21 protein-coding genes and 1 pseudogene are annotated in these 24031 nt (G+C 55.2%); all 22 read right to left on the reverse strand.

The genetic code is table 11. The features are described 5' to 3' along the window. A pseudogene (locus ENI00_RS14945) lies at positions 1-305 on the reverse strand (heteromeric transposase endonuclease subunit TnsA); the annotation flags it as partial. Positions 306-444: 139 nt separating this feature from the next. Beyond that, a complete protein-coding gene (gene glmS / locus ENI00_RS14950) occupies positions 445-2277 on the reverse strand; it encodes a glutamine--fructose-6-phosphate transaminase (isomerizing) (protein WP_304104127.1) in 1833 nt (610 codons plus the stop codon). A gap of 27 nt (positions 2278-2304) precedes the next feature. Then, a complete protein-coding gene (gene glmU, locus ENI00_RS14955) occupies positions 2305-3672 on the reverse strand; it encodes a bifunctional UDP-N-acetylglucosamine diphosphorylase/glucosamine-1-phosphate N-acetyltransferase GlmU (protein ID WP_304104129.1) in 1368 nt (455 codons plus the stop codon). A 142-nt stretch (positions 3673-3814) separates the two neighbouring features. Further along, positions 3815-4237, reverse strand: coding sequence for a F0F1 ATP synthase subunit epsilon (locus tag ENI00_RS14960; protein WP_304104131.1), 423 nt, complete (start codon positions 4235-4237; stop codon positions 3815-3817). A 48-nt stretch (positions 4238-4285) separates the two neighbouring features. Then, positions 4286-5680 (reverse strand): F0F1 ATP synthase subunit beta, encoded by a 1395-nt coding sequence (gene atpD / locus ENI00_RS14965; protein ID WP_304104133.1) that lies wholly within the window; start codon positions 5678-5680, stop codon positions 4286-4288. A 56-nt stretch (positions 5681-5736) separates the two neighbouring features. Next, positions 5737-6600 (reverse strand): F0F1 ATP synthase subunit gamma, encoded by an 864-nt coding sequence (atpG, locus tag ENI00_RS14970; protein ID WP_304104135.1) that lies wholly within the window; start codon positions 6598-6600, stop codon positions 5737-5739. 73 nt (positions 6601-6673) lie between these two features. Further along, positions 6674-8218, reverse strand: a complete 1545-nt coding sequence (gene atpA, locus ENI00_RS14975; protein WP_304104136.1) for a F0F1 ATP synthase subunit alpha — start codon at positions 8216-8218, stop codon at positions 6674-6676. Positions 8219-8246: 28 nt separating this feature from the next. Continuing rightward, positions 8247-8783: a F0F1 ATP synthase subunit delta gene (locus ENI00_RS14980; RefSeq protein ID WP_304104138.1), complete on the reverse strand. Its 537-nt coding sequence runs from the start codon at positions 8781-8783 to the stop codon at positions 8247-8249. A 15-nt stretch (positions 8784-8798) separates the two neighbouring features. Next, on the reverse strand, positions 8799-9269 hold the full coding sequence (locus tag ENI00_RS14985) for a F0F1 ATP synthase subunit B (protein ID WP_304104140.1): 471 nt from the start codon (positions 9267-9269) through the stop codon (positions 8799-8801). 63 nt (positions 9270-9332) lie between these two features. Continuing rightward, complete coding sequence (gene atpE, locus ENI00_RS14990) at positions 9333-9590, reverse strand: F0F1 ATP synthase subunit C (protein WP_304104142.1); 258 nt, start codon at positions 9588-9590, stop codon at positions 9333-9335. 73 nt (positions 9591-9663) lie between these two features. Next, positions 9664-10536: a F0F1 ATP synthase subunit A gene (atpB, locus tag ENI00_RS14995; protein WP_304104144.1), complete on the reverse strand. Its 873-nt coding sequence runs from the start codon at positions 10534-10536 to the stop codon at positions 9664-9666. 19 nt (positions 10537-10555) lie between these two features. After that, a complete protein-coding gene (locus tag ENI00_RS15000; protein ID WP_304104218.1) occupies positions 10556-10951 on the reverse strand; it encodes a F0F1 ATP synthase subunit I in 396 nt (131 codons plus the stop codon). Positions 10952-11220: 269 nt separating this feature from the next. After that, complete coding sequence (locus tag ENI00_RS15005) at positions 11221-12096, reverse strand: ParB/RepB/Spo0J family partition protein (RefSeq protein ID WP_304104219.1); 876 nt, start codon at positions 12094-12096, stop codon at positions 11221-11223. Between the two features lie 81 nt (positions 12097-12177). Next, positions 12178-12972, reverse strand: coding sequence for a ParA family protein (locus tag ENI00_RS15010; protein ID WP_304104146.1), 795 nt, complete (start codon positions 12970-12972; stop codon positions 12178-12180). 34 nt (positions 12973-13006) lie between these two features. After that, positions 13007-13651, reverse strand: a complete 645-nt coding sequence (gene rsmG / locus ENI00_RS15015; RefSeq protein ID WP_304104148.1) for a 16S rRNA (guanine(527)-N(7))-methyltransferase RsmG — start codon at positions 13649-13651, stop codon at positions 13007-13009. Between the two features lie 8 nt (positions 13652-13659). Further along, positions 13660-15546 carry a tRNA uridine-5-carboxymethylaminomethyl(34) synthesis enzyme MnmG gene (gene mnmG, locus ENI00_RS15020; RefSeq protein ID WP_304104150.1) on the reverse strand — a complete coding sequence of 629 codons (1887 nt, stop codon included), beginning with the start codon at positions 15544-15546 and terminating at the stop codon, positions 13660-13662. Positions 15547-15886: 340 nt separating this feature from the next. Further along, complete coding sequence (locus tag ENI00_RS15025; protein ID WP_304104152.1) at positions 15887-17194, reverse strand: MFS transporter; 1308 nt, start codon at positions 17192-17194, stop codon at positions 15887-15889. A gap of 38 nt (positions 17195-17232) precedes the next feature. After that, positions 17233-20346, reverse strand: coding sequence for an efflux RND transporter permease subunit (locus ENI00_RS15030; RefSeq protein WP_304104154.1), 3114 nt, complete (start codon positions 20344-20346; stop codon positions 17233-17235). A gap of 2 nt (positions 20347-20348) precedes the next feature. Continuing rightward, the gene (locus ENI00_RS15035; RefSeq protein WP_304104157.1) at positions 20349-21443 is read right to left on the reverse strand and encodes an efflux RND transporter periplasmic adaptor subunit; all 1095 of its coding nucleotides are present in this window, start codon (positions 21441-21443) and stop codon (positions 20349-20351) included. A gap of 35 nt (positions 21444-21478) precedes the next feature. Further along, a complete protein-coding gene (locus ENI00_RS15040) occupies positions 21479-22030 on the reverse strand; it encodes a DUF3833 domain-containing protein (protein ID WP_304104221.1) in 552 nt (183 codons plus the stop codon). A gap of 217 nt (positions 22031-22247) precedes the next feature. Next, positions 22248-22925, reverse strand: a complete 678-nt coding sequence (locus ENI00_RS15045) for a DUF2959 domain-containing protein (protein ID WP_304104159.1) — start codon at positions 22923-22925, stop codon at positions 22248-22250. 107 nt (positions 22926-23032) lie between these two features. Beyond that, the gene (locus tag ENI00_RS15050) at positions 23033-23752 is read right to left on the reverse strand and encodes a Crp/Fnr family transcriptional regulator (protein ID WP_304104161.1); all 720 of its coding nucleotides are present in this window, start codon (positions 23750-23752) and stop codon (positions 23033-23035) included. Between the last annotated feature and the right edge of the window lie 279 nt (positions 23753-24031).

The following is a 24031-nucleotide window of genomic DNA, read 5'->3' on the forward strand; positions in this document are numbered from 1 at the left end:
CCGATTTCCGGGTGCCGTATGTTGGCTTCTCCGGCGAGGCGCAGCGTGTCTTCTACGCGGAGGGGAAATTGCTCTCGAATGTCACTGACCGTTGAGTTCCATTCAAGCAAAAAGAAAGTCGCCAGCTCCATGTCGGAGAGAAAGTGATGAGTACGTTGCGTCAGATGACCCATTACTCGGTGTGAACGGCCCTGGGAGGGTAAATCTCTGACAGTGAGCCAGGGGCGGTAGTCCTTACCACTTCCCTTGCCTCGTCCTTCTTTAATCCACTTCCTGGCACGGTTGTCGAGCTTATAGTCGGTCATTCCCTAGATTCCTGAGAAGAATGACCTGACTTTGCCACAACGATTGATAGTTACCAACTCTATTATTAAGTTACCGACTTTATTATTAAGTTACCAACTTTATTATGATCCCACAATGAAACGCACTCAGTGATCGGCGCTACTCCACCGTGACACTCTTCGCCAGGTTTCTGGGCTGATCCACATCCGTGCCTTTGAGCACGGCCACATGGTAAGACAACAGCTGTAACGGCACGGTATAAACGATTGGAGCCGTGATTTCGTGCACTTCCGGAAGCTGTACCACGTGAATATTTTCTTCCGGTTTCACATCCGCTGCGCGATCCGCAAACACGAACAGTTCGCCGCCCCGGGCGCGAACTTCCTCCAGGTTCGATTTCAGCTTCTCAGCCATGCCGTTGTTGGGCGCAACCGTAATCACCGGCATTTCACTGTCAACCAGCGCCAGGGGGCCGTGCTTGAGTTCGCCGGCCGGATAAGCTTCCGCATGAATATAGGAAATCTCTTTCAGCTTCAGCGCGCCCTCCATAGCCACCGGAAACTGCGAGCCGCGGCCCAGGAACAGGGCATGGTTTTTATCGATGAACCGTCTGGACATCTCTGCAATCTCGCCGTCCAGCGCCAATACATCGCTGACCTGACCGGGCACCAGATGCAGGGCTTTGACGATCTCGGCTTCGCGCTCTTCGCTCAGGCCATTTTTACGAGCCAGTGCCAGGGTAAAGAGGAGCAACGCTACCAACTGAGTGGTGAAGGCTTTCGTAGAGGCTACGCCGATTTCCGGCCCTGCCTGGGTCATGATCACCAGGTCGGATTCGCGCACCAGTGAGCTGCCCGGCACGTTACAGATCGCCAGCGCAGCGCGGAAACCGGCTTTTTTAGCCTGCCGCAGCGCCGCCAGGGTGTCGGCGGTTTCACCAGACTGGGAAATACACAGAAACAGCGTGTCTTTCTGGATCACGTGTTTGCGATAACGAAACTCGGAAGCCACTTCCACTGAACAGGGCACGCCTGCCAGATCTTCAATCCAGTATCGAGCCACCATCCCGGCGTGATAGCTGGTGCCACAGGCAATGATTTGCACGTGGCGGATATCTTTCAGCAGGTCATTCGCCCCGGTGCCGAGCGCTTGCTCCAGTACCCGCGATTCGGTCACACGGCCTTCCATGGTGGCCTTGATCACTCTTGGCTGCTCGTTGATTTCCTTGAGCATGAAGTGCCGGTACTCGCCTTTTTCTGCGGCGTCCTGGCTGTGCTCGAATCGATTGATGCTGCGCTCAACCTGCACACCTTCACGATCACGGATATCAATACGATCGCGGCGAATATCCGCAAGGTCGCCTTCTTCCAGAAACATAAAACGGTCGGTCACCGGCAACAATGCCAACTGGTCCGACGCAATAAAATTTTCGCCAATGCCCACGCCCACTACCAGCGGGCTGCCTTCCCGGCACACCACCATGTGGTCTGGTTCATCGGCGTGAACCACCCCAAGGGCGTAGGCGCCCCGCAGGCGGGTAACGGAAATCTTCACGGCATCGTAAAGTGAGCCCAGTTCGCGATAGTTCTTTTCGATCAGGTGCACCACGACTTCGGTATCGGTCTGGGACGTAAACTCGTAGCCGTCTGCTTTCAGTTCGTCGCGCAGGGCCTGGTAGTTCTCGATGATGCCGTTGTGAACAATGGCCAGGCGATCACCGGACATGTGCGGATGGGCATTGAGCTGCGACGGCTCACCGTGGGTTGCCCAACGGGTGTGAGCAATGCCCAGATAACCGGACAGCGGGTTGCTTTCGATGGTCGCTGCCAGGGAGGCCACCTTGCCTACTTCCCGGGCGCGCTGCACGGCGCTGTTGCCGTTCAGTATCGCCATACCGGCGGAATCGTATCCGCGATACTCAAGGCGGCGCAGGCCTTCAAGAAGAATACCCTGAACGTCCCGTTCCGAAACTGCACCTACAATGCCACACATGCTGTTTTCACCTGTCCATACGTTCGTTCAATTGGGTTTTTTGGGCCGTTCCCAGCCCTCGATATTGCGTTGGCGGGCACGAGCCACCGCCAATTCGTTCTCGTCGACATCCCGGGTAATGGTCGATCCGGCGCCAACGGTCACTCCGGCACCAATACTGACCGGTGCGACCAGAGACGTATTGGAGCCAACGAAAACGCCGTCTCCAATCACTGTCTGGAACTTGTTAACACCATCATAGTTACAGGTGATGGTTCCTGCACCTACATTCACGTTCCTGCCAAGGGTAGCATCGCCAACATAGCTCAGATGATTGATCTTGCTGCCCTCTCCCACCAACGTTTTCTTGGTTTCAACGAAGTTGCCTACCTTGGTATTCGCAGCCAGTTCCGTGCCTGGGCGGATCCGTGCAAACGGGCCAACCTGGGCATTGGCACCAATCGTGGCGCCCTCGATTACGCTGTGGGCGCTGATCTGCGCGCCCTCTGCGATGATCGCATCACGGATAACACAGCCCGGCCCAATCGATACATTATTGCCAAGGCTCACCTTGCCCTCGAAGACCACGTTCACATCAATCAGAATGTCGTTACCAATGGTCAACTCGCCGCGCACGTCGATACGGGCCGGATCGGCCAGGGTAGCACCGTCTGTCATTAACCGTTCCGCTTCGCGTTTCTGGAACCACCGTTCCAGCTCCGCCAGTTGCAGGCGATTGTTGACGCCCTGAACCTCGAACGGGTCTTCCGGCTGGGATACGGCAACCTTTAGGTTGTGCTCCACCGCCATGGCGATGATATCGGTGAGATAGTATTCGCCCTGCGCGTTGGCGTTCGACAAAACCGGGAGCCACGCCTTCAGGTGCCTGGCGGCAACGGCAAGAATGCCTGTGTTGACCTCGCGAATGGCCAACTGGTCTGCACTGGCATCTTTCTGCTCAACAATGGACGTTACCTTGCCGGCCCGATCGCGCACAATCCTGCCGTAGCCCTGGGGGTTATCGAGGGTTACCGTCAACAGGCCAAGGGTGTTGTCATCCAGCGCCTCCACCATGGCATTCAGGGTGTCTGCGCGGGTTAATGGCACGTCGCCGTAGAGCACCAGAACACGTGCGTCATCTGGAAGGTGCGGCAGTGCCTGCGCAACAGCGTGACCGGTACCCAGCTGCTGTTCCTGAACCACCCAGTTTACGAGGGGCTCGGTGGTTGTCTCACGCACCTTGCCACCGCCGTGGCCAATAACCGTGTGGATCGTCTCAGCGCCCAGTTGCTTCGCGGTGCCAATAACGTGATGCAACATCGGGTGGCCAGCCACACAATGCAGAACCTTTGGCAGGGCGGATTTCATTCTTGATCCCTGGCCTGCGGCCAGAATCACAACGTGTAACGGGTTCATGGCTACATCAGGCTCCCGGATAGTAAACGGTGTAGTGGTTCAACAAAAAAAGCCGCAGCCCTCAAAGCTGGAAGAACAGGCGTCTGTCTTCCCACTATTCAGGATACGGCTTCGGTGTTCGGCACGTCCGAAACAAAAATGCCTAGCGCATTTTGTTACGCAGCTGCTGAATAGTACGAAGCTGAGCAACAGCCTCGGCCAACTCTCCAGCGGCACGGAAATACTCGAATTCACCAGACTTATTGGCCAGTGCGTTCTCGGCGTCTTTTTGCGCTTCGAGCGCAGCGGCTTCGTCCATATCTTTTGCACGAACCGCGGTATCTGCCAACAAAGTCACCAGGTTAGGCTGAACTTCCAGATAGCCGCCAGACACGTAAAGAATTTCTTCTTCACCGCCCTGCTTGATGATCCTGATCGGGCCTGGTTTGAGCTGAGTCAGCAGCGGCGCGTGACCCGGGGCAATACCCACGTCACCCTCAGAGCCGGCTGCGATCAGCATCTCTACCAATCCGGAATAGATCTTTGTTTCGGCACTCACCACATCACAATGCACGGTTATACCCATGTCTGTTGCCTCTTTGATCGATCCGGAAACAAGCGCAATGGCTCAGAATTACTTCTGGGCCTTGCTCTTCATTTCCTTCGCTTTCTCAACCGCTTCCTCGATCCCGCCAACCATGTAGAACGCCTGCTCAGGCATATCATCATAGTCACCGTTCAGAATACCCTGAAAGCTGCTGATGGTCTCCTTCAGGGAAACGTACTTACCGGGTGAACCGGTGAATACTTCAGCAACGTGGAACGGCTGAGACAGAAAACGCTCGATCTTACGGGCACGGGCTACGGCCAATTTGTCGTCTTCTGACAATTCGTCCATACCCAGGATCGCGATGATGTCTTTCAGCTCTTTGTAACGCTGCAGGTTGGTCTGCACGCCACGAGCCACTTCGTAGTGCTCATCACCGATGACCAGCGGATCCAGCTGACGCGACGTGGAGTCAAGCGGATCGATGGCCGGGTAGATACCCTTGGACGCGATATCACGGCTCAGTACCACGGTCGCATCCAGGTGCGAGAAAGTGGTGGCTGGTGACGGGTCGGTCAAGTCATCCGCTGGTACGTATACCGCCTGGATGGACGTGATGGAACCTGTCTTGGTGGACGTAATACGCTCCTGCAGCTCGCCCATTTCCTGGGCCAGAGTCGGCTGATAGCCTACCGCTGATGGCATACGACCCAACAGAGCCGATACCTCAGTACCTGCCAGTGTGTAACGATAGATGTTGTCAACGAACAACAGCACGTCACGACCTTCATCACGAAACTTCTCTGCAATGGTGAGACCGGTCAGGGCCACACGCAGACGGTTTCCCGGGGGCTCGTTCATCTGGCCGTAAACCATGGCTACTTTATCAAGAACGTTGGAGTCCTTCATTTCGTAGTAGAAGTCGTTGCCTTCACGAGTCCGCTCACCCACACCCGCGAATACGGAGAGACCGGAGTGCTCTTTCGCGATGTTGTTGATCAGCTCCATCATGTTGACGGTCTTGCCTACACCGGCGCCACCGAACAGGCCAACCTTACCGCCTTTGGCGAACGGGCAGATCAGGTCGATAACCTTGATGCCGGTTTCCAGCAAGTCTGCAGACGCTGCCTGATCGGCATAGCCCGGAGCTTTGCGGTGGATACCCCAACGCTCTTCTTCGCCGATGGGGCCCTGTTCGTCAATGGGACGACCCAGAACATCCATGATACGGCCCAGGGTCTTGGTACCAACCGGTACCGAGATTGCCTTACCTGTGTTTTCTGCTTTCAGGCCTCGCTTAAGGCCGTCAGTGCTGCCCATGGCGATGGTACGAACGATTCCGTCGCCCAGCTGCTGCTGAACTTCCAGAGTTGTTTCGCCACCTTCAAGCAGCAGTGCGTCATATATCTTGGGCACGGAGTCACGTGGGAATTCCACGTCGATAACCGCGCCAATGATCTGAACGATTTGTCCGCTACTCATGCTCGGTTCCTCGTTATCTTAAGTAGTCAATAAAACCAGTAGGATTGCGGGCCGGGTCAGACCGAAGCCGCGCCGCTCACAATCTCCGAAATCTCTTGGGTAATCGCTGCCTGTCGCGCCTTGTTGTAAGCCAACTGAAGTTCGCTGATGATGTCACCCGCGTTATCAGTTGCACTCTTCATGGCGATCATTCGGGCTGCCTGCTCACATGCCAGGTTCTCTACCACACCCTGGTAAACCTGGGACTCTATAAAACGTGGCAGAAGACCATCGAGGATCTGCCTGGCATCGGGCTCGTAGAGATATTCCCACTGGTTCTTGAGCTCTTCTTCGTCTTTGCTCTCGGGCAGAGGCAGCAATTGCTCCACCGTCGGGCTTTGGGTCATGGTGTTTACGAACTCGTTGCTGACCAGATAAAGCCGGTCAATCTTGCCTTCCGAGAACGCATCCAGCATCACCTTGACGTTGCCGATGAGTTTTTCAGAGCTCGGGCTATCACCCAGATGGGTCAAAGCCGCCACGACGTTACCGCCGTAACTCCGGAAAAAAGAGGCACCTTTCTGGCCGATAGCGCACAGATCGATTTCTGCCCCCTTGTCCTTCCACGCTTTCATATCACGGATAAGCGCTTTGAACAGGTTGATGTTCAGACCACCGCAAAGGCCACGGTCAGTGGACACCACAATATAGCCCACGCGTTTCACATCACGATGAACCATGAACGGGTGCTTGTACTGAGCATTCGCCTTGGCAATGTGCCCGATCACCTGCCGCATCTTCTCGGCATACGGGCGGGTAGCCTGCATGCGCTCCTGAGCTTTACGCATTTTGCTCGCGGCAACCATTTCCATGGCGCTGGTGATCTTTTGCGTACTCTTGATGCTTGTAATCTGATTACGTATTTCTTTGCCGACGGCCATAACTCACTGCCTTCTCAAGTTAGACGCTCGTTGCTATGAAAGCGGCCCGAGACCTGTGTCGCGGGCCTGTTTCTTACCAGCTCTGAGTGGTCTTGAATTTCTCAAGTGCAGCTTTAAGGCCGGCAGCGATTTCGTCGTTGAAATCGCCTTTCTCGTTGATCTTGGCGAGCAGGTCTTTTTGCTCGGAGCGCATCCAATCGAGCATCTGCGCTTCGAAGCTCACGACCTTGTCGACATCAACGTCATCCAGGAAGCCTTCGTTGGCTGCGTACAGAACCGTACCCATTTCACCCACAGACATCGGGCTGTACTGGTTCTGTTTCATGAGTTCGGTAACACGCTGACCGTGCTCAAGCTGCTTGCGGGTTGCTTCATCAAGATCCGAAGCAAACTGCGCAAAAGCGGCCAGTTCACGATACTGGGCCAAGGCCAGACGGATGTTACCGCCAAGCTTTTTCATGATCTTGGTCTGGGCAGCACCACCCACCCGGGATACGGATACACCGGCGTTCATTGCCGGGCGAATGCCCGAGTTGAACAGGTTGGTTTCCAGGAAGATCTGGCCGTCAGTAATTGAGATAACGTTGGTCGGTACGAACGCAGATACGTCACCGGCCTGGGTCTCAATGATGGGCAGCGCGGTCAAAGAACCGGTTTTGCCCTTCACTTCACCATTGGTGAACTTTTCTACGTACTCTGCGTTAACACGGGAGGAACGCTCCAGCAGACGCGAGTGCAGGTAGAACACGTCACCCGGATAGGCTTCACGGCCCGGTGGACGACGCAGCAGCAAGGAGATCTGGCGATAAGCCACCGCCTGCTTGGACAGATCATCGTAGATGATCAGGGCGTCTTCACCACGGTCACGGAAATATTCACCCATGGACGTACCGGAGTATGGAGCCAGAAACTGCATCGCGGCAGGATCCGCGGCGCCAGCCGCAACCACGATGGTGTGATCCATCGCTCCGTGCTCTTCCAGCTTGCGCACCACGGCGGCAATGGACGACTGTTTCTGCCCAATCGCCACGTAGACACACTTGATGCCGCTGTCTTTCTGGTTGATGATCGCGTCGATCGCGACGGCGGTCTTACCAATCTGGCGGTCACCGATAATCAGCTCACGCTGGCCACGGCCAATGGGCACCATGGTGTCGATTGCAATAAGACCGGTCTGTACCGGCTGATCAACCGACTGACGCTCGATAACGCCCGGAGCAACCTTCTCAACTGGCGCGGTCAGATCGGTACCCAGATCGCCTTTGCCATCGATTGCGTTACCCAAACCGTCAACAACGCGGCCCAGCAATTCCGGGCCAACCGGAACTTCCAGAATGCGACCGGTGCAACGAACCTTCTGGCCTTCTGCCAGATCTTCGTAATCGCCCAGCACAACCGCGCCGACGGAATCACGCTCCAGGTTCAGAGCCATGCCAAACGTGCCGTTGGCAAATTCAATCATCTCACCGGACATAACGTCGGCAAGACCGTGGATCAATACAATGCCGTCAGAAACCGACAGAATGGTACCTTCGTTCTTTGCTTCCGAAGAGATATCGAGCTTTTCGATTCTCTTCTTGATGATGTCACTGATCTCGGATGGATTCAGTTGCTGCATGCCAATATCCTCAAACCTTGTGCTGAAATCAGGAGCCCAGAGCGTCGGCCAGCTTGGTCAGCTTTCCGCGTACAGATGCGTCTATCACCATATCGCCGGTGCGGATAATCACACCACCAATCAATGACGAGTCTAAAGACGCCGCGAGTGACACTTGCCGCTCGAGTTTCTTGGAGAGTGCCTGGGCGAGCTTCTGTTGCTGTTCGTCCGTCAGCTCAAACGCTGCGGTCACGTTGATATCAACAGTGCGTTCCAGATCAGCCCGATACATGTTGAAAAGCGCTGCAATCTCGGTGAGAAGAGCGAGCCGGCCGCTTTCAGCCAGCACAGCAAAGAAATTGCGTACCTGTTCCGAGTCGCCTGCTTCAACGACCTCCAGAATCATGTCTGCTTTTTTCTGCTCTTCCAGCCCCGGATTGGTAAGAAGCTGTCGAATCTCTTTGTTCGCGGTGACCTGTCCGGCAATCGTCAGTACCCGGGACCACTCAGCAAGCTGGTCGTGTTCCCGGGCGGCGGAAAATGCTGCCTTAGCGTAAGGGCGGGCCAGCGTTCTCAGTTCTGCCATGATGAACCTCGTCGTTTAAAGTTCTGCCGCCAGTTTTTCCAACATCTCGTTGTGCTTGGAGGCATCGACAGAGGCTTCAAGAATCTTCTCGGCACCCGCAATCGCTATTACGGCAACTTCTGCACGCAACGCTTCACGAGTCTGATTCCGCTCCTGCTCAATTTCGGCCCTGGCCTGCTCGATCAGCTTCTGACCTTCTTTGCGGGCGTCATCTTTGGATGCTTCCACAATCTGGGCAGCGCGCCTGTTAGCCTGCTCGATCAGGCCAGCGGCCTGTTGCTTGGCTTCACGCAGTTCCTGAGCTGCCTTGTCTTGCGCCAGTTCAAGATCACGTGCTGCGCGATCTGAAGCAGCCAGACCGTCAGCGATCTTCTTTTGTCGTTCCTGCATTGCTGCAATGACCGGCGGCCAAATCAGCTTCATGCAGAAAACGACAAAGATAAAGAACGCGATGGCTTGACCAAGGATCGTCAAATTAATGTTCACGTCTTCACCCCTCGCCTGTTATGTAAGAAAACACCAGTCCGGAACATTCCGGAGGCGAGTCGATTAACCGGCGACCTGGCCGACAAACGGGTTGGCGAAGGTGAAGAACAGTGCGATACCAACACCGATCATGGGTACAGCATCCAGCAGACCTGCAACGATGAACATTTTGACCTGCAACATCGGGGTCATTTCAGGCTGACGCGCGGCGCCTTCCAGGAATTTTCCACCCAGAATACCAAAGCCGATAGCGGTACCTAGTGCGCCCAGGCCGATCAGCAATGCAACAGCAATCGCGGTCATTCCAACTACAGTTTCCATGATAACTCCCAGTTTTCAGTTTGGTTTTCAGTTTAACGGTTACGTATTTAAAACAACGGTTTTCAATGCAAAATCAGTGATTGTCTTCGTGCGCCATGCTCAGATACACGATGGTCAGTATCATAAAGATAAAGGCCTGCAACGTGATGATCAGTATGTGGAAGATTGCCCAGGGCACGGACAACGCCCACTGTGCCCAGAACGGCAGCAGAGCAATCAGGATAAAGATCAACTCGCCAGCGTACATGTTGCCGAACAGTCGCAGCGCCAGTGAAACCGGCTTGGCCAGAAGGCTGACACCTTCCAGCAACAGATTGATCGGGATCAACAGGACCTTCAAGGCAATGTTGTCAGAAGAGAACGGATGCATGGTGAGCTCACCCACAAATCCGCCCACCCCTTTGATTTTGATGCTGTACACCAGAATCAACGCAAACACTGACAACGCCATGCCCAGAGCCACGTTAATGTCGGTGGTCGGAACAATTTTCATGTACGGGAAGCCTGCCAGCGTGAACAGGTGCGGTATGAAATCAACCGGTATCAGGTCCATCAGGTTCATCAGGAAAACCCAACAGAAAATGGTCAGTGCGAGAGGCGCAATCACGTCACTCTTGCCGTGGAAGGTTTCCTTGACGCTGTTATCAACAAAGCCAACCATTATTTCTACAAAGTTCTGAAGCCCACCGGGAACGCCGGAGGTTGCGCGCTTGGCGACGAGACGGAACAGAAACAGGAATATGGCACCCAGGCCGATAGCCCACGCCATGGAGTCAACGTGAATTGCCCAGAAGCCCATTTGTGTGGCTTCACCGGAGGTTTGGGCAATGGTCCAGGTGGCTTCGGAAAGCACAGTTCCGTCAGGACGTACAGAGTCTGCCGGCAACTGCCCATAGGTCAGGTTCTGAAGGTGATGCTGGATATATTCGGATGTTGTGCCTGCCATATTGTTCTCTCAGGTCCTGTTAGCGTCGCTGCGTGCTGCTTACCAGAAGCGGCGTCAACCAGTTGGTGACCAGCATGATCGCAAATGTTAAAAAAAGTGCCGCTATATCAAGCGGCCGAATCCATTTGAACACCATCGTAAAAAAGATGGCACACAGAATGAGTTTGCCGGCCTCACCCTGATAAAAAGAACTCATGATTTTCCCAGCAGACCGCGCACCGGAATAGCGGAATGCCTTGAGCGCAAAATAACCATGAGGCAGCAAAAAAATGAGACCACCCAAGAGCGCTGAATAACCCGAAACCTGACCGCGCAACAAAAACGCCAGGCTGACCAGAACAAGAACTACACTTTCAATTGCCAACCATCGTGCGATCGGCGGGCGCAGAATCCCGCCCGGAGCTGCTTTAACCATCATTGTCCTGGAACTCGGTGCTGTTAACTGGTGCCGTTTAAAAAGTGAACAGACACATCGACACAAGCGCCGCAGATTATATGTGTTCAACTCACATGAATCAACAATCCCGGAGTAGCCACAGGGCTTGAGACCCCCCAGAAACAACGGGATTGAGCGTTATAGAACGGAAATAGGCGTCAGCTCAGTTTTTAACCACTACATGTTGTGTGTAACAGGCGTGATAAACTTTCGCAGAACACTCGAAATGTGCAGAAAAATTCGAAGATTTACCGGATATGGCCCAAAATCCCATCCAACTCGTCCAATGAACTGTACTCGATCACCAACTTGCCCTTGCCACGCTGCCCGTGATCAATCGACACTTTTGCACCCAGGCGCTCGGCAAGATCGTCCTGCAGAGCTCGAATATTGGGATCAACCGCCCCGGACCCTGCAGGCTTGCCCACCGCCGACTCTTGTTGAACCCGACGCACAAGCGCTTCCGTCTGGCGTACCGACAGGGATTTGGCCACAACCTGTCGCGCGACTTGCATCTGTTGTTCCGGCGAGAGCGTTAGCATGGCGCGCCCGTGGCCCATTTCCAGATCACCGTGCTCCAGCATCAACCTGACATCTTCGGTCAGGCCAATGAGGCGCAACAGGTTAGTGATCGTCGTACGGGATTTACCAACCGCTTCCGCAACCTGGGCCTGGGTCAGGCCAAATTCCTCCTGCAGGCGCTGAAGGGCGAAGGCTTCTTCAATGGGATTGAGGTTTTCACGCTGGATGTTTTCGATAAGCGCCATGGCGATGGCGGCTTCGTCGGGAACATCCCGGATAATGGCGGGAATGCTGTCAAGTTCCGCCATTTGGGTGGCGCGCCAACGACGTTCACCTGCGATCAGCTCATAGCGACCTTCCGCAATGGGGCGCACCACCACCGGTTGCATTACGCCCTGCTGACGAATGGAATCCGCCAACTCCTGCAGGGCACCGGGGTCCATGTCACGGCGGGGCTGAAAGCGGCCGCGCTGGATCAGATCGATGGGAACCTGTCGCAACTCACCGTCGTGGTCTTTCAGTTCCTGATCCAGGTTAACCCTGGATCCGGCTAGCAAGGCTCCAAGCCCGCGCTCGCCCAATCCTCGTTTCTTCGCCGCCATGGTGTCAGTCATTCTTCCCGTTAGTAGTCGTTATGTACATTTAACGTCGTTGTGCACGTTTGGATCAGGCCCGTCGCCATGTTACACCGCAACCTGCGCCGGTGTCTTTGTTGCCCCGTGGCGACGCACCATTTCTCCGGCCAATGCCAGATAAGCAATCGCGCCCTTGGACGCCCGATCGTACTTCAGTGCTGGCAACCCGTAACTGGGCGCTTCGGCCAGGCGCACGTTACGGGGAATAACGGCGCGATAAACCTTGTCGCCGAAGTATTCGGTGAGCTGGCCGGACACATCCAGAGTAAGGCTGTTCCGGGGGTCGTACATCGTTCTGAGAATGCCCTCAATCTCCAGATTCGGGTTCACCGTTTCCTTGATCTGCTCCACGGTGTTCATCAACGCAGCCAGGCCTTCCAGGGCGTAGTACTCACACTGCATGGGAATAAGCACTGAGTCCGCCGCCGAAAGCGCATTCACGGTGAGCAAGCTGAGTGAAGGCGGGCAGTCGATGAGTATATAGTCGTAGTTATCACGAACCGTGTTGAGGGCCATTCTGAGCCGGTGCTCCCGGCCAATCTCGTTCATCAGCGCCACTTCCGCGGCGGTCAGGTCGCCGTTCGACGGCACGATGTCGAAACCGGAAGCCTCCGCCGGAATGATCACTTCCGCCGCTGAGGCCCGCTTGGTCAGCAGGTCATAACCGGAAAGTTCCAGCCCGCTTTTATCCACGCCGCTGCCCATGGTGGCATTGCCCTGTGGATCCATATCGACCAACAGAACGCGGCGCTTGGTAGCGGCTAGAGAGGCTGCAAGGTTGACGCAGGTGGTGGTTTTGCCCACACCGCCTTTCTGATTGGTCACTGCCATCACGCGCGCCATGTATCGCCTCCTTTTTGCAGAATATCGCTGCGGGTTACTGGGGTTCTTCTGTTCGGGCCACAACCAACAGGTTTCTGTCGCCGCCCGCACCGGGAACGCTCAGAGAATGGCTTGCGGATACCTGCCAGCCTGCCCGAAGGGCCGCTACTTCATCATCCGGATACTGACCTTTCATGGCAAGGAACTCACCCTTATTTGCCAACAGCTCGCCACACCAGCCTACCAGCTTATCCAGCGCGGTAAACGCCCGGCTGCTGATCTGGTTGAACGGTTGCTCCGGCTTGCCGTCTTCAGCGCGGCCGTGAATCACTTCCACGTTGTTCAGGCCAAGCTCCAGCACGCACTGATTCAGGAACCGGGTTTTCTTACCGTTGCTGTCCAGAAGGGTGAAACGCTTTTCGGGAAAGGCGATCGCCAGGGGAATACCCGGCAAACCGCCGCCGGCACCCACATCAAGCAGGTGTTTGGTGGTTACCCAAGGCAGAATGCTCAGGCTGTCGAGCAACTGCCGGGAAATCATCTCCCCCTCGTTACGCACGGCGGTCAGGTTATAGGCCTTGTTCCACTTGTTAAGCAGCGCCAGAAACGCCAGCAGTTGTTGTTGTTGGTCGTCAGTGAGGGACAATTGCATATCGGCCAGCCCTTCACGGAGTTGGCGGTGCCAGAGTGTGGGGGCCATAAGTCTGCTCAGGCGCTTTGCTTGTGCAGAAGATCACGCTTCTTCAGGCGCACCAGAATCTGCGAGATCGCAGCAGGCGTAACGCCCTGAATCCTCGACGCCTGGGCAACTGTCTCGGGGCGCACCTCTTTGAGCTTTTGCCTTATCTCGTTCGACAAGCCACCGATCACATCGTAATCCAGATCTATCGGCAATACGGTGTTTTCGTTCCGGCGCAGGCGTTCAATTTCGTCTGCCTGGCGAGAAATGTAGCCTTCGTATTTGATCTCGATTTCGACCTGCTCTGCCACCACGGGATCATCCGCCTGCCCTGCTCCGATATCAGCAATATGGCTGTACACAATCTCCGGGCGACGGAGCAATTCTGCCAGGGTGTGATCCCGGGTCATCGGCTGCTTGAGAAAACCGTTGGCGCGATCGCCCGCATCGGTTGACGGGTGAATGCGGGTGGATTCCAGCCGGTTACGCTCTGTGGCAATGGCTTCCCGCTTAAGGCTGAATGCCTGCCAGCGCTCGTCGTTCACCAGCCCCAGATTGCGGCCGGTTTCGGTCAGGCGCAGATCGGCGTTGTCTTCTCGCAGAATCAGGCGGTACTCGGCGCGGCTGGTAAACATACGGTAAGGCTCACTGGTGCCCATCGTGATCAGGTCGTCGACCAGCACACCAAGATAAGCCTCATCCCGGCGCGGGTACCATTCGCTCTTTTCTTGCGCGCGCAGGGCCGCGTTGATGCCCGCCAGCAAACCCTGGGCGCCGGCTTCTTCATAGCCGGTGGTGCCGTTGATCTGACCGGCAAAATAAAGTCCCTGAATGAACTTGGTTTCCAGGGTGTGGCGCAGGTCTTGCGGGTTCAGGTAATCGTATTCGATGGCGTAGCCGGGCCGGGTGATATGGGCGTTCTCAAAACCCTGAATCGTGCGCACTGCCGCAAGCTGAATATCAAACGGCAGGCTGGTCGAAATACCGTTCGGGTAGAGCTCGTTGGTGGTCAGGCCTTCAGGTTCCACAAAGATCTGATGCGAGTCCTTGTCGGAAAAACGATTGACCTTGTCTTCGATGGACGGGCAGTAACGCGGCCCTATACCTTCAATATTGCCGGCAAACATGGGCGAGCGGTCAAAGCCACTGCGGATAATATCGTGGGTATGTTCGTTGGTGCGGGTGACGTAACAGCATACCTGCTCAGGGTGCTGCGCCCGGCTGCCGGTAAACGACATCACCGGCGTGGGACTATCACCCCACTGCTGCTGCATGACCGAAAAATCAACGCTGCGGGCGTCAATGCGCGGCGGTGTGCCGGTTTTGAGGCGGCCCACGTTGAAAGGTAGCTCCCGTAAACGCTGAGCCAGCGCGTTGGCAGGCGCGTCGCCGGCACGGCCGCCCGAGTGCTGCTGCATGCCAATGTGGATAACGCCCCCGAGAAACGTACCGGTGGTCAGCACCACGGTCTTGGCGTTGAACCGGATGCCCGTCTGGGACACAACGCCGGTAACCTGATCGTTTTCCACAATCAGATCGTCTGCGGCCTGCTGGAACAGCGTGAGGTTAGGCTGGTTTTCCAACGCATGGCGAATCGCCGCTTTGTAAAGAACCCGGTCAGCCTGGGCACGGGTGGCCCGCACGGCCGGGCCTTTTCGGCTGTTGAGCACGCGAAACTGAATGCCCGCAAGATCGGTCGCTTGCGCCATGGCGCCGCCAAGGGCGTCAATTTCCTTCACCAGATGGCTTTTGCCAATGCCACCAATGGCCGGATTACAGGACATCTGGCCCAGTGTTTCAATGTTATGGGTCAGCAGCAGGGTTTGCGAACCCATACGCGCTGCCGCCAAAGCGGCTTCAGTGCCGGCGTGGCCGCCACCAATGACAATGACATCGAAACGCGTTGGAAAATCCACAGTTCACCTCGGTATTCGGGGGATAAAAACAGGGCGGGGAGTATAACGTTTCACTCGGGAAAATGCAGTCAGAATGTGCAAATTTTAACCAGCAGCACTCATGAATAAAAATCATCGGGGAGGGCGTCATCGGAAAAACTTCCGCCGCGTCGAAATTTCGTCATGTAATAAAACTGAAATTATCGGGTTTTCATAGGCTTGAACAACTCTTCTCACAAATCTTTTCAAGAAAGTTATCCACATTAAGAGCCGTCTGTTATGCACCTCTAAATTATCAATAACTAATTGTTTTTAATTATTTTTTAAAAATTCATTCAAAGCTTATACGCAGCTTATCCCACTAATTATCCACAGATTCTGATCGTGTGCTCTGCCTCAGGCGCCACACGGCGATCAGCGCCAGCCCGTTGGCCAAAGACAACATTAGGAAAAACCCCGGAATACCCACATCAAACACCCCGAGCACCAGAATTCCAGCCAATGCACTGACCACCATGAACAGCGCGTTGATCACATTCAGCGCGGCTATGATTCGCGCTCGTTTTATTTGCGGGGTTTCATGCTGGATAAACGCATAAAGCGGCACAATAAACAGACCACCGCAAATCCCGATACCGACCAGGTCGAGCAAAACGCGGAGATAAATCGGGTTTGTTATCAGCGTCCACCAGGTGGATGATTCCGGGCTCGCCGGCACCGCGAAAAACAGATCCACACCCAACAGACTCAGCCCTAACGCCCCCCAAGGCACAGGCGCCAGAGTGATGCGGTGCCGGGTGAGGCGCTCGCACATCATTGAGCCTATGGAAATACCCACAATGAACATGGCCAACAGCAGGGTGACAACGGTTTCGTCGCCTTGCAGATTGTTTTGGCCGAAGTTGGGGAACTGGGTGAGATAGGCGGCTCCGAGAAACCAGAACCAGGAAATAGCCAGAATGGCCCACAGCACCGACTTGCGCTCGGCCGCCAGGCTCATCAATTGCCAGGTTTCACGAATCGGCTGGAAGCGCATCGCCGGCCCGGTTCTGTCAGCACTGGCAGCACCGGTTTCCGGCACCTGGCGCGCAGCAAGATAACCCAGAACCGCCATCACCAGCACGCTTACCGCGGTGAGTTTCGCCGCCGCCTCAAGGCCCATCAACAAACCGGCAGCTATAGTGCCCAGCAAAATGGCAATAAACGTGCCCATGCTGACCAGACCGTTACCGCCCAACAGTTCATCATCGCCCAGTACTTGCGGCAAAATGGCGTACTTTACCGGCCCGAAGAAGGTGGACTGGGTACCCATCAGAAACAGCAACACCAGCAACCCTTCGTACCAGTCAAACCAGAGCGCCAGGGCGGCCAACGCCATGATGCCTATCTCCGCCAGCTTTACCTTGCGAATAATGGCGGCTTTCTCATAGCGGTCTGCCATCTGCCCGGCAACGCCGGAAAACAGAAAAAACGGCAGAATAAACAAAAAGGCGGCCAGATTGATCACCGTGTTCACTGAAAGCCCCAACAGACCGGTGGTCTGGTAAGCAATCAGCAACAGCAGCGCGTTTTTGTAGAGATTGTCGTTGAACGCGCCGGAAAACTGAGTGAGATAGAACGGCAAAAACCGCCGCTGCCCCAGTAAACGGAACTGACTGTGCTTGGCCATGAAAACATCCGGGTTGCTGGGTTACGCCAGATTGTTCATCAATCTGACGAGGGTGCCTGGAATAACGATGCCTGGCGTTCCAGCTCATGCTCGATTGCATTGGCCGATTTGGCAAATCCGGCAAGCAGATTGTATAGCACCGGGATGATAAACAGCGTAAGCGTGGTGGCAAAAATCAACCCGCCCAGGATAACCACACCGATTGCTGCCCGGCTCTCGGCACCCGCACCTGTGGCAATAACCAGAGGCACAGCACCAAAAATGGTGGATATGGTGGTCATCAATACAGGCCGGAACCGCAAGGATGCACCTTCAAGAATGGCGTCTTTTACCGCGTAACCTTCATCCCGGAGCTGGTTGGCAAACTCGACAATCAGGATCCCGTTTTTCGACATAAGACCAAGCAGCATAATAATCCCGATCTGACTGTATATGTTCAGGCTGATACCACTCCACCACAGGGCCAGTACTGCGCCGGTCAAGGCCAGCGGCACCGGTAGCATAATGATGAGTGGGTGTATCCAGCTCTCGAACTGGGCCGCCAGCACCAGAAATACGATAATAAAGGCCAGCCCGAAGGTGACATAAATAGCAGCGGAAGATTCCTGAAACTCCCGGGACAGCCCCCGGTAGCTCACTCGCGCCTCCGGTGGCAAATTATCCACAGACAGATTGTTCAGATAGGTGAGCGCCGAACCAAGATCATAGCCGTCCGCCAACGAGGCACTTATGACCACAGCCGGAAGACGATCGATTCGCCGTAAATCCGGATTGGCACCAACTTCTTTGACGGAGACCAGGGCCTGAAGGGGAATGAGCGTGCCACCCTCTCTGGGCCGCAGAAAAATCTGACCCAGATCGGCCGGAGTGGCGCGATCTGCTTCCGCCGCCTGCACAATCACATCGTATTCGCGACCACGATCCAGATAGGTGGTGACCTGCCGGGACGCTAGCATGGTTTGCAGGGTTAACCCGACATCTTCCACGGTTATGTCCAGATCGGCTGCTCGCTCACGATCAATGGTCAGTCGCAGTTCCGGCCGGGTCAGCTCAAAGTCGGATTTCACATTCAGCAGGTCCGGATTGTCCTTTGCCCGCTCAACAATTTCGTCGCTCCAGGCCTGCACCGATTCGTAATCCGGGCCGGCAATGACAAACTCCACAGGCTGGCTGAATCCTCTCTGGCCAAGCCCCGGGGGATTCACGGGTACAACCCGGATACCGGAAACCTCACCTAATTTTTCCCGTAATTCACTGGTGATCTGTTGTTGCTTGATGTCCCGCTCTTCCCAGGGCGCAAGGCCCATGATCATGAACGCGTTGTCTTCTTCACCCCGGAAACCGACGATTGAGAGCAAACGATTGGCGGCACCGGATTCAATGTAAGGCAAGAGCTGCTCTTCTGCTTTGCGTACATAGTGATCTGTGAACTCCACGGTCGCACCCCGGGGCGCACTGGCCGGCATGATGATAATGCCCCGATCTTCTGTAGGCGCAAGCTCTTGGGGTAGCTTCGGATAAACCACTACGGCAATGATCAGCCCTACAACGCCCAGGCCAATCAACAGGCCGGGCTGGTTCAGGGAAAAGCCCAACAGCCGCTCGTATCCCCGAGTAAGACCGTTCAGAACTTTCTCACTAGCGCCCCACAGGCGATGCCCCTCCAGGGATTCCGGGCTGTGCCTGAGCCATTTCGAACACAACATGGGCGCGAGAGTGAGCGCAACCAGGCTGGACACAACCACCGCAGCGGCAAGCGTGAAGCCAAATTCCGCGAACAGGCGACCAATATTTCCCCCCATGAATGAAATGGGCACAAACACCGCCACCAGCGTCAACGTGGTGGCAATAACGGCGAATGCTACCTGCTTGGCACCGCGATACGATGCCAGCAACGGGGGCTCGCCTTCGTCAATTCGACGCTGGATGTTTTCCAGCATGACGATGGCATCGTCTACCACCAGACCAATGGCCAAGATCACGGCCAGCAACGTCAGCACGTTGATTGAGAAGCCCAGAAACCCCAGGCCAATAAACGCACCGATGACCGACACCGGAATGGTCACAGCCGGAATCAGGGTGGCCCGCCAGGACCGTAAAAACAGGAAGATAACGAGAATAACCAGAGACACGGCAATGGCGAGCGTAATGATCACTTCCTTGATTGAGGCCCGGATAAAAATGGACTCATCATAACTCTCGGCGATCGATACCTCAGGCGGCAGGGTTTTCCGGATTTTCTCCAACTCTGCGCGAACGCCGTCAGACACGGCGACCGTATTGGCTTTAGACTGGCGAATAATGCCCATACCAATGGCGGTCTGACCGTTGGCGCGAAGGCGACTGACGTCGGATTCCACGCCCATCTGCACATTGGCAACCTCCCCCAGACGCAGCAAGTCGTTGTTGTTTCGACGGATCACCAGCTCGCGGAATTCCTCCACGGTGGAGAGCCGACCTTCGGCCCGAACGGTGAAGTTCCGGGTAGACGAGTCGACCGAGCCCGCTGGCAACTCCACATTGTTAGCGCGCAGGGCTCTTTCAACTTCCGCCACCGTGACGTTTCGGGCTGCCAGCCGTTCCCGGTCGAGCCAGATCCGAATGGCATAGCGTCGCTCACCGCCAATACGCACGTCGGCGACCCCGTCCAAAACAGACAAGCGGTCGGCCAGGGTGCGATCTGCAAAATCGCTCAGTTCAGCTGCATCCCACACATCGCTGCGCAGTGTGACCCACATCATCGGGCGGGCATCGGAGTCTGCCTTGCGCACCACAGACGCATCCGCTTCTTCGGGAAGCTGGTCAATCACCCGGGACACGGCGTCGCGAACGTCGTTGGCGGCGATGTCCACATCACGGGACGAGGAAAACTCGATACTGGTGCGTGATTCACCCTGTTCGGTAGACGACTCAATCGAGCGGATGCCTTCGATGCCGCTGATAGCCCCTTCAATCACCTGGGTGATTTGTGTATCCACCACTTCCGCAGCAGCGCCCCTGTAGTTGGTGGAAATGGACACCACCGGGGGATCAATATCCGGGTACTCGCGCACCGGCAAACCCAACAGGGCTGCCAGACCGAACACCACGATCAGCAGGCTCAGAACCGTTGCAAAAACAGGGCGTTTTATGGAGATATCTGAAAGGATCACGGTCAGGAATCCACAGACTGGGCGAAGCGGTTGTCCGGTATGGCCTTGTCCTCATCCATTACCCGGATACGATCACCACTGCTGAGACGGTCCTGCCCCGTAACGATCACCGCATCTTCAAGAGACAGGCCCTTGGCCACTTCCACCAGGCCGGGCATTCTTGAACCAAGCACCACGGAAACACGTCGCGCGATGCCGTCCTCGGCGACAAACACATATTGCTCATCTCCCCGGATCATCACCGCCTGCTCGGGAATCACCAGGGCTTGCCGTTCCCGCAGGGTCAGCGCTGTCGAAATAAACTGCCCGGGGCGCAGTTTGCCATCGGGATTATCGAGCAAAGCCCGCACCGGCAGAGTCCGGCTGAGTTCGTTAACGCGGGTGCCCAACTCGGCGAGTTCTCCGGAAAACCGGATATCAGGAAAAGCGGGCGACGTACCTCTTACCTGCTGGCCCAGGGCAACCTGACCCAAAAATCGCTCGGGGATCGAGAAATTAAGTTCCATGCGCGCCGTGTTATCGAGCGTGGTGACGGTAGTACCGGCGATAACGTAGGCACCGATGCTGATATCACTCAGCCCGACAACGCCGGTAAAAGGCGCTTCAATTCGATGGTTTTCCAGGCGCACTTGGGCCGCCTGGCGCTGAGCGTCGCCAACATCAACGGCGGTGCGCAGTTCATCCACCTGCGACTGGGAAATACTGTTGTTGGACCGGAGGCTCCGAGCGCGTTCCAGGGTTCGGCGGGCATCGGCTAACTGGGCCTCAATCACTTTGAGATCGGCCTGCGCCTGACGATCATCGAGCCGCAAAAGCACATCGCCCTGCTTTACCCGACGACCGGTTTTAAGGTTGAGTGCCACTGCGCGACCGCTGATTTCGGTGGTCAGCTCCACCGCATTCACGGCTTTGAGGTTGCCCACGGCCGTAACGACATCGCGCACGGTATCCAGTTTGGGAGTCCGTGTGTTGACAGCACTGGCAGGGCGTTCGCGATCACTCTTTGCCCCTTTTTCATTGTCCAGCGAACGATAGGTAACCGCAGCGCCTATGGCAACGGCAACCAATACCAGCCCAATCAACCATTGCTTCCACATAGATTTTCCAGTGTTCGTCACGTTTCGTCAGATCGTCATTGTTGTTTCTGGATAACCAATACCAATTCACCGACATCAACACCCCATTTGCTCATGGTGGTTTCATTGATCAGGGTGTCGGGTGTTACCAGGTACATCCAGTCGTCCATGCGCAAATCCAGGGTTCCATCACCATAGGCAACCTGAAGCACATAATTCATATTAATGGCGTTGCCACTCCAGCGCATGATTCCCGGCTCAACCACGTCGCCCGCGTTAGCGTGATAACCCGCGCCGCTTTGGGTCGGCGTCAGGGTCCAGACCCGGGTTTGCACTTCGCCATCATCAAAGTGGAATTCTTCGTCCAGCGTACCCACGCCCTCGTTGTCCCAGGTTGCCGAAATAGTCGCGTCAAACGTGCGGATGACTTCTCCGGACATGTCCTTGACCACACCTCTTGCTATAAGTTCTCCGCTAAAAAACTGCTCTGGCACCAGCTTGGGACCGCGCTTTGCGTAGTCGGTCACTGCCGGGCCGGAGCAGCCACTCAACAGCACCAATGCCGCGACCAGAAAGAGTATAGAGCGCCCACCGGCTTTGGGAATCATCGAACACAGGTTTTGCATCTTCTTTACATTCTTCATTTGGACTTTCCTTAAAGGGTACCCATTGAGGCTCACGACCAAACTTCGACGTTCAAGCTCGTTACTTGAATACGCCAAAGAGGGTCGCTTCGATCAAAAAACGGTTTTTGTCAGGGGAGATCCGAGCAGAAAGTCGCAAAAAAGGCGATTTTACGACGGTTATTTGGCAGGCATGCGACCGCTAAACGGTTCCCTCCCGGAACCGCTGTATAAAGGCTTCGGATTCTGCGATAGAGGCTTCCATATCGCGAATCAGACTGTCGACGTTCCGGCTGATTTGTCCCAGTTCGTTTTCCAACGCGCCGATCGCCTGGGCATTGAGATTGTGCTTCAGAAATAGCACCTGATCTTCAAACGCCGCCAGAACCGGGTCCATGCGTTTTTCTACCTGATGCATGCGCGCAATCAGGCTGCTATAGAGTTCACGGGTTTCGTCAAGCTTGCGCTTACTGGTGTTTCGCAATGATGCACTTTCATAGAGGTCCAGCTCGTCTTCCCATTCATCAAACAGCGCCTCCGATACGTCTTCAACGCCGTCGATACGATCCCGAACGTTATTGGCGGATTTCAGGCTGTTATCGTAAGCCTCGCTGACCACATCGTATTTTTCCTGCAACCCGGTTTCAGGTGTGTCTACCACACTCTGAAAGCGTTCGAGGGACGAACGAAACGTTTCGCGGGCATCGCTCTGGGCGTCACGGGCGTCACCCACCCTGTCCACCAGAATATCGCGCTTTTCCACACCAAGCTTTTCCATGGTGCTGTAATACACGGTGCTGCAACCGCCCAATACCAGCAACAGGCAGAACAGCCCGGTTAGCCGGGTGACAACAGAAACTGTGCGAGAGTGTGTAGACATAATTCAAATCAATCCTTTTGTATCTGGGCGCAGATCATTATCGAAGGCACTACTATCCCATACTGTCCAGCTCAATATCGACGTCAGTGTGTATTCGGGAAAATGGCCTAAACATTGTTGCCGTAGGAAGACAGGCGGTCCGTTTCCCGCTTGACCACGGCGTAACATTCACAGCAAAGCGCTTCGAGTACCGGTCTGTTGATCACAATTATCTCACCGCGATGGTATTGAATGGCGCCCCGCTTCTGCAGTTTACCGGCGGCCTCTGTGACACCCTCGCGGCGAACCCCCAACATGTTGGCAATGAGTTCCTGAGTCATTTTCAGATGGTTGCCCGGGATGCGGTCCAGCGACAGTAACAGCCAGCGGCACAATTGCTGATCAATGGAGTGATGACGATTGCACACGGCTGTTTGAGACATCTGGGTGATCAATGCTTGAGTAAAACGCAGCAGCAACACGCGCACATCGGCATGGGCGTTGAATTCATCTCTTAACTCCACCGAAGACATTCTGTAGGCGAAACCTTTACTCTGCACAACTGCTCGGCTGGGGGTGCTTTCACCACCCATGAACACAGTGACACCCACAATGCCCTCGCAACCCACCACTGAGATTTCGGCGGAGGCGCCGTCAAGCATCACGTAAAGCAGCGAAATAATGCAGTCGGTCGGAAAATAGACGAACTTAAGGGCTTGGCCCGACTCGTAAATCACATCCCCCAGGTTGAGTTCGACGATCTCAAGGCGAGGGAACATCCGTTTTTGAACATTGGATGGCAGCGCTGCCAGCAGATGATTCTGCTCAGGGACAGGACAAACGGTCATACCAGCCTCAATAGCGGATAACCACTATTTAAAATATTGGATTTTGACTGATTCTTGATTGCAAAATAGTTTTATAACACATAGTGACACTATTCAAACACAAAGTAACAAATTGGATTCAAACACTTCATATGCCAGATTGATAAAAACGGCGTTCCCAATGTGGGGTATCGAACAGACCCGGTGTCAGTACGCAACTAGACTTAAAAGTATGCGGCCAGATCAACCCTCGAGGCCCGCTTTTGCCTGGGTCTGCCGATTCCAGGCTTAGCCCAAAAC

It is taken from the genome of Marinobacter antarcticus (assembly GCF_011049865.1).
Taxonomy (GTDB): domain Bacteria; phylum Pseudomonadota; class Gammaproteobacteria; order Pseudomonadales; family Oleiphilaceae; genus Marinobacter; species Marinobacter antarcticus_A.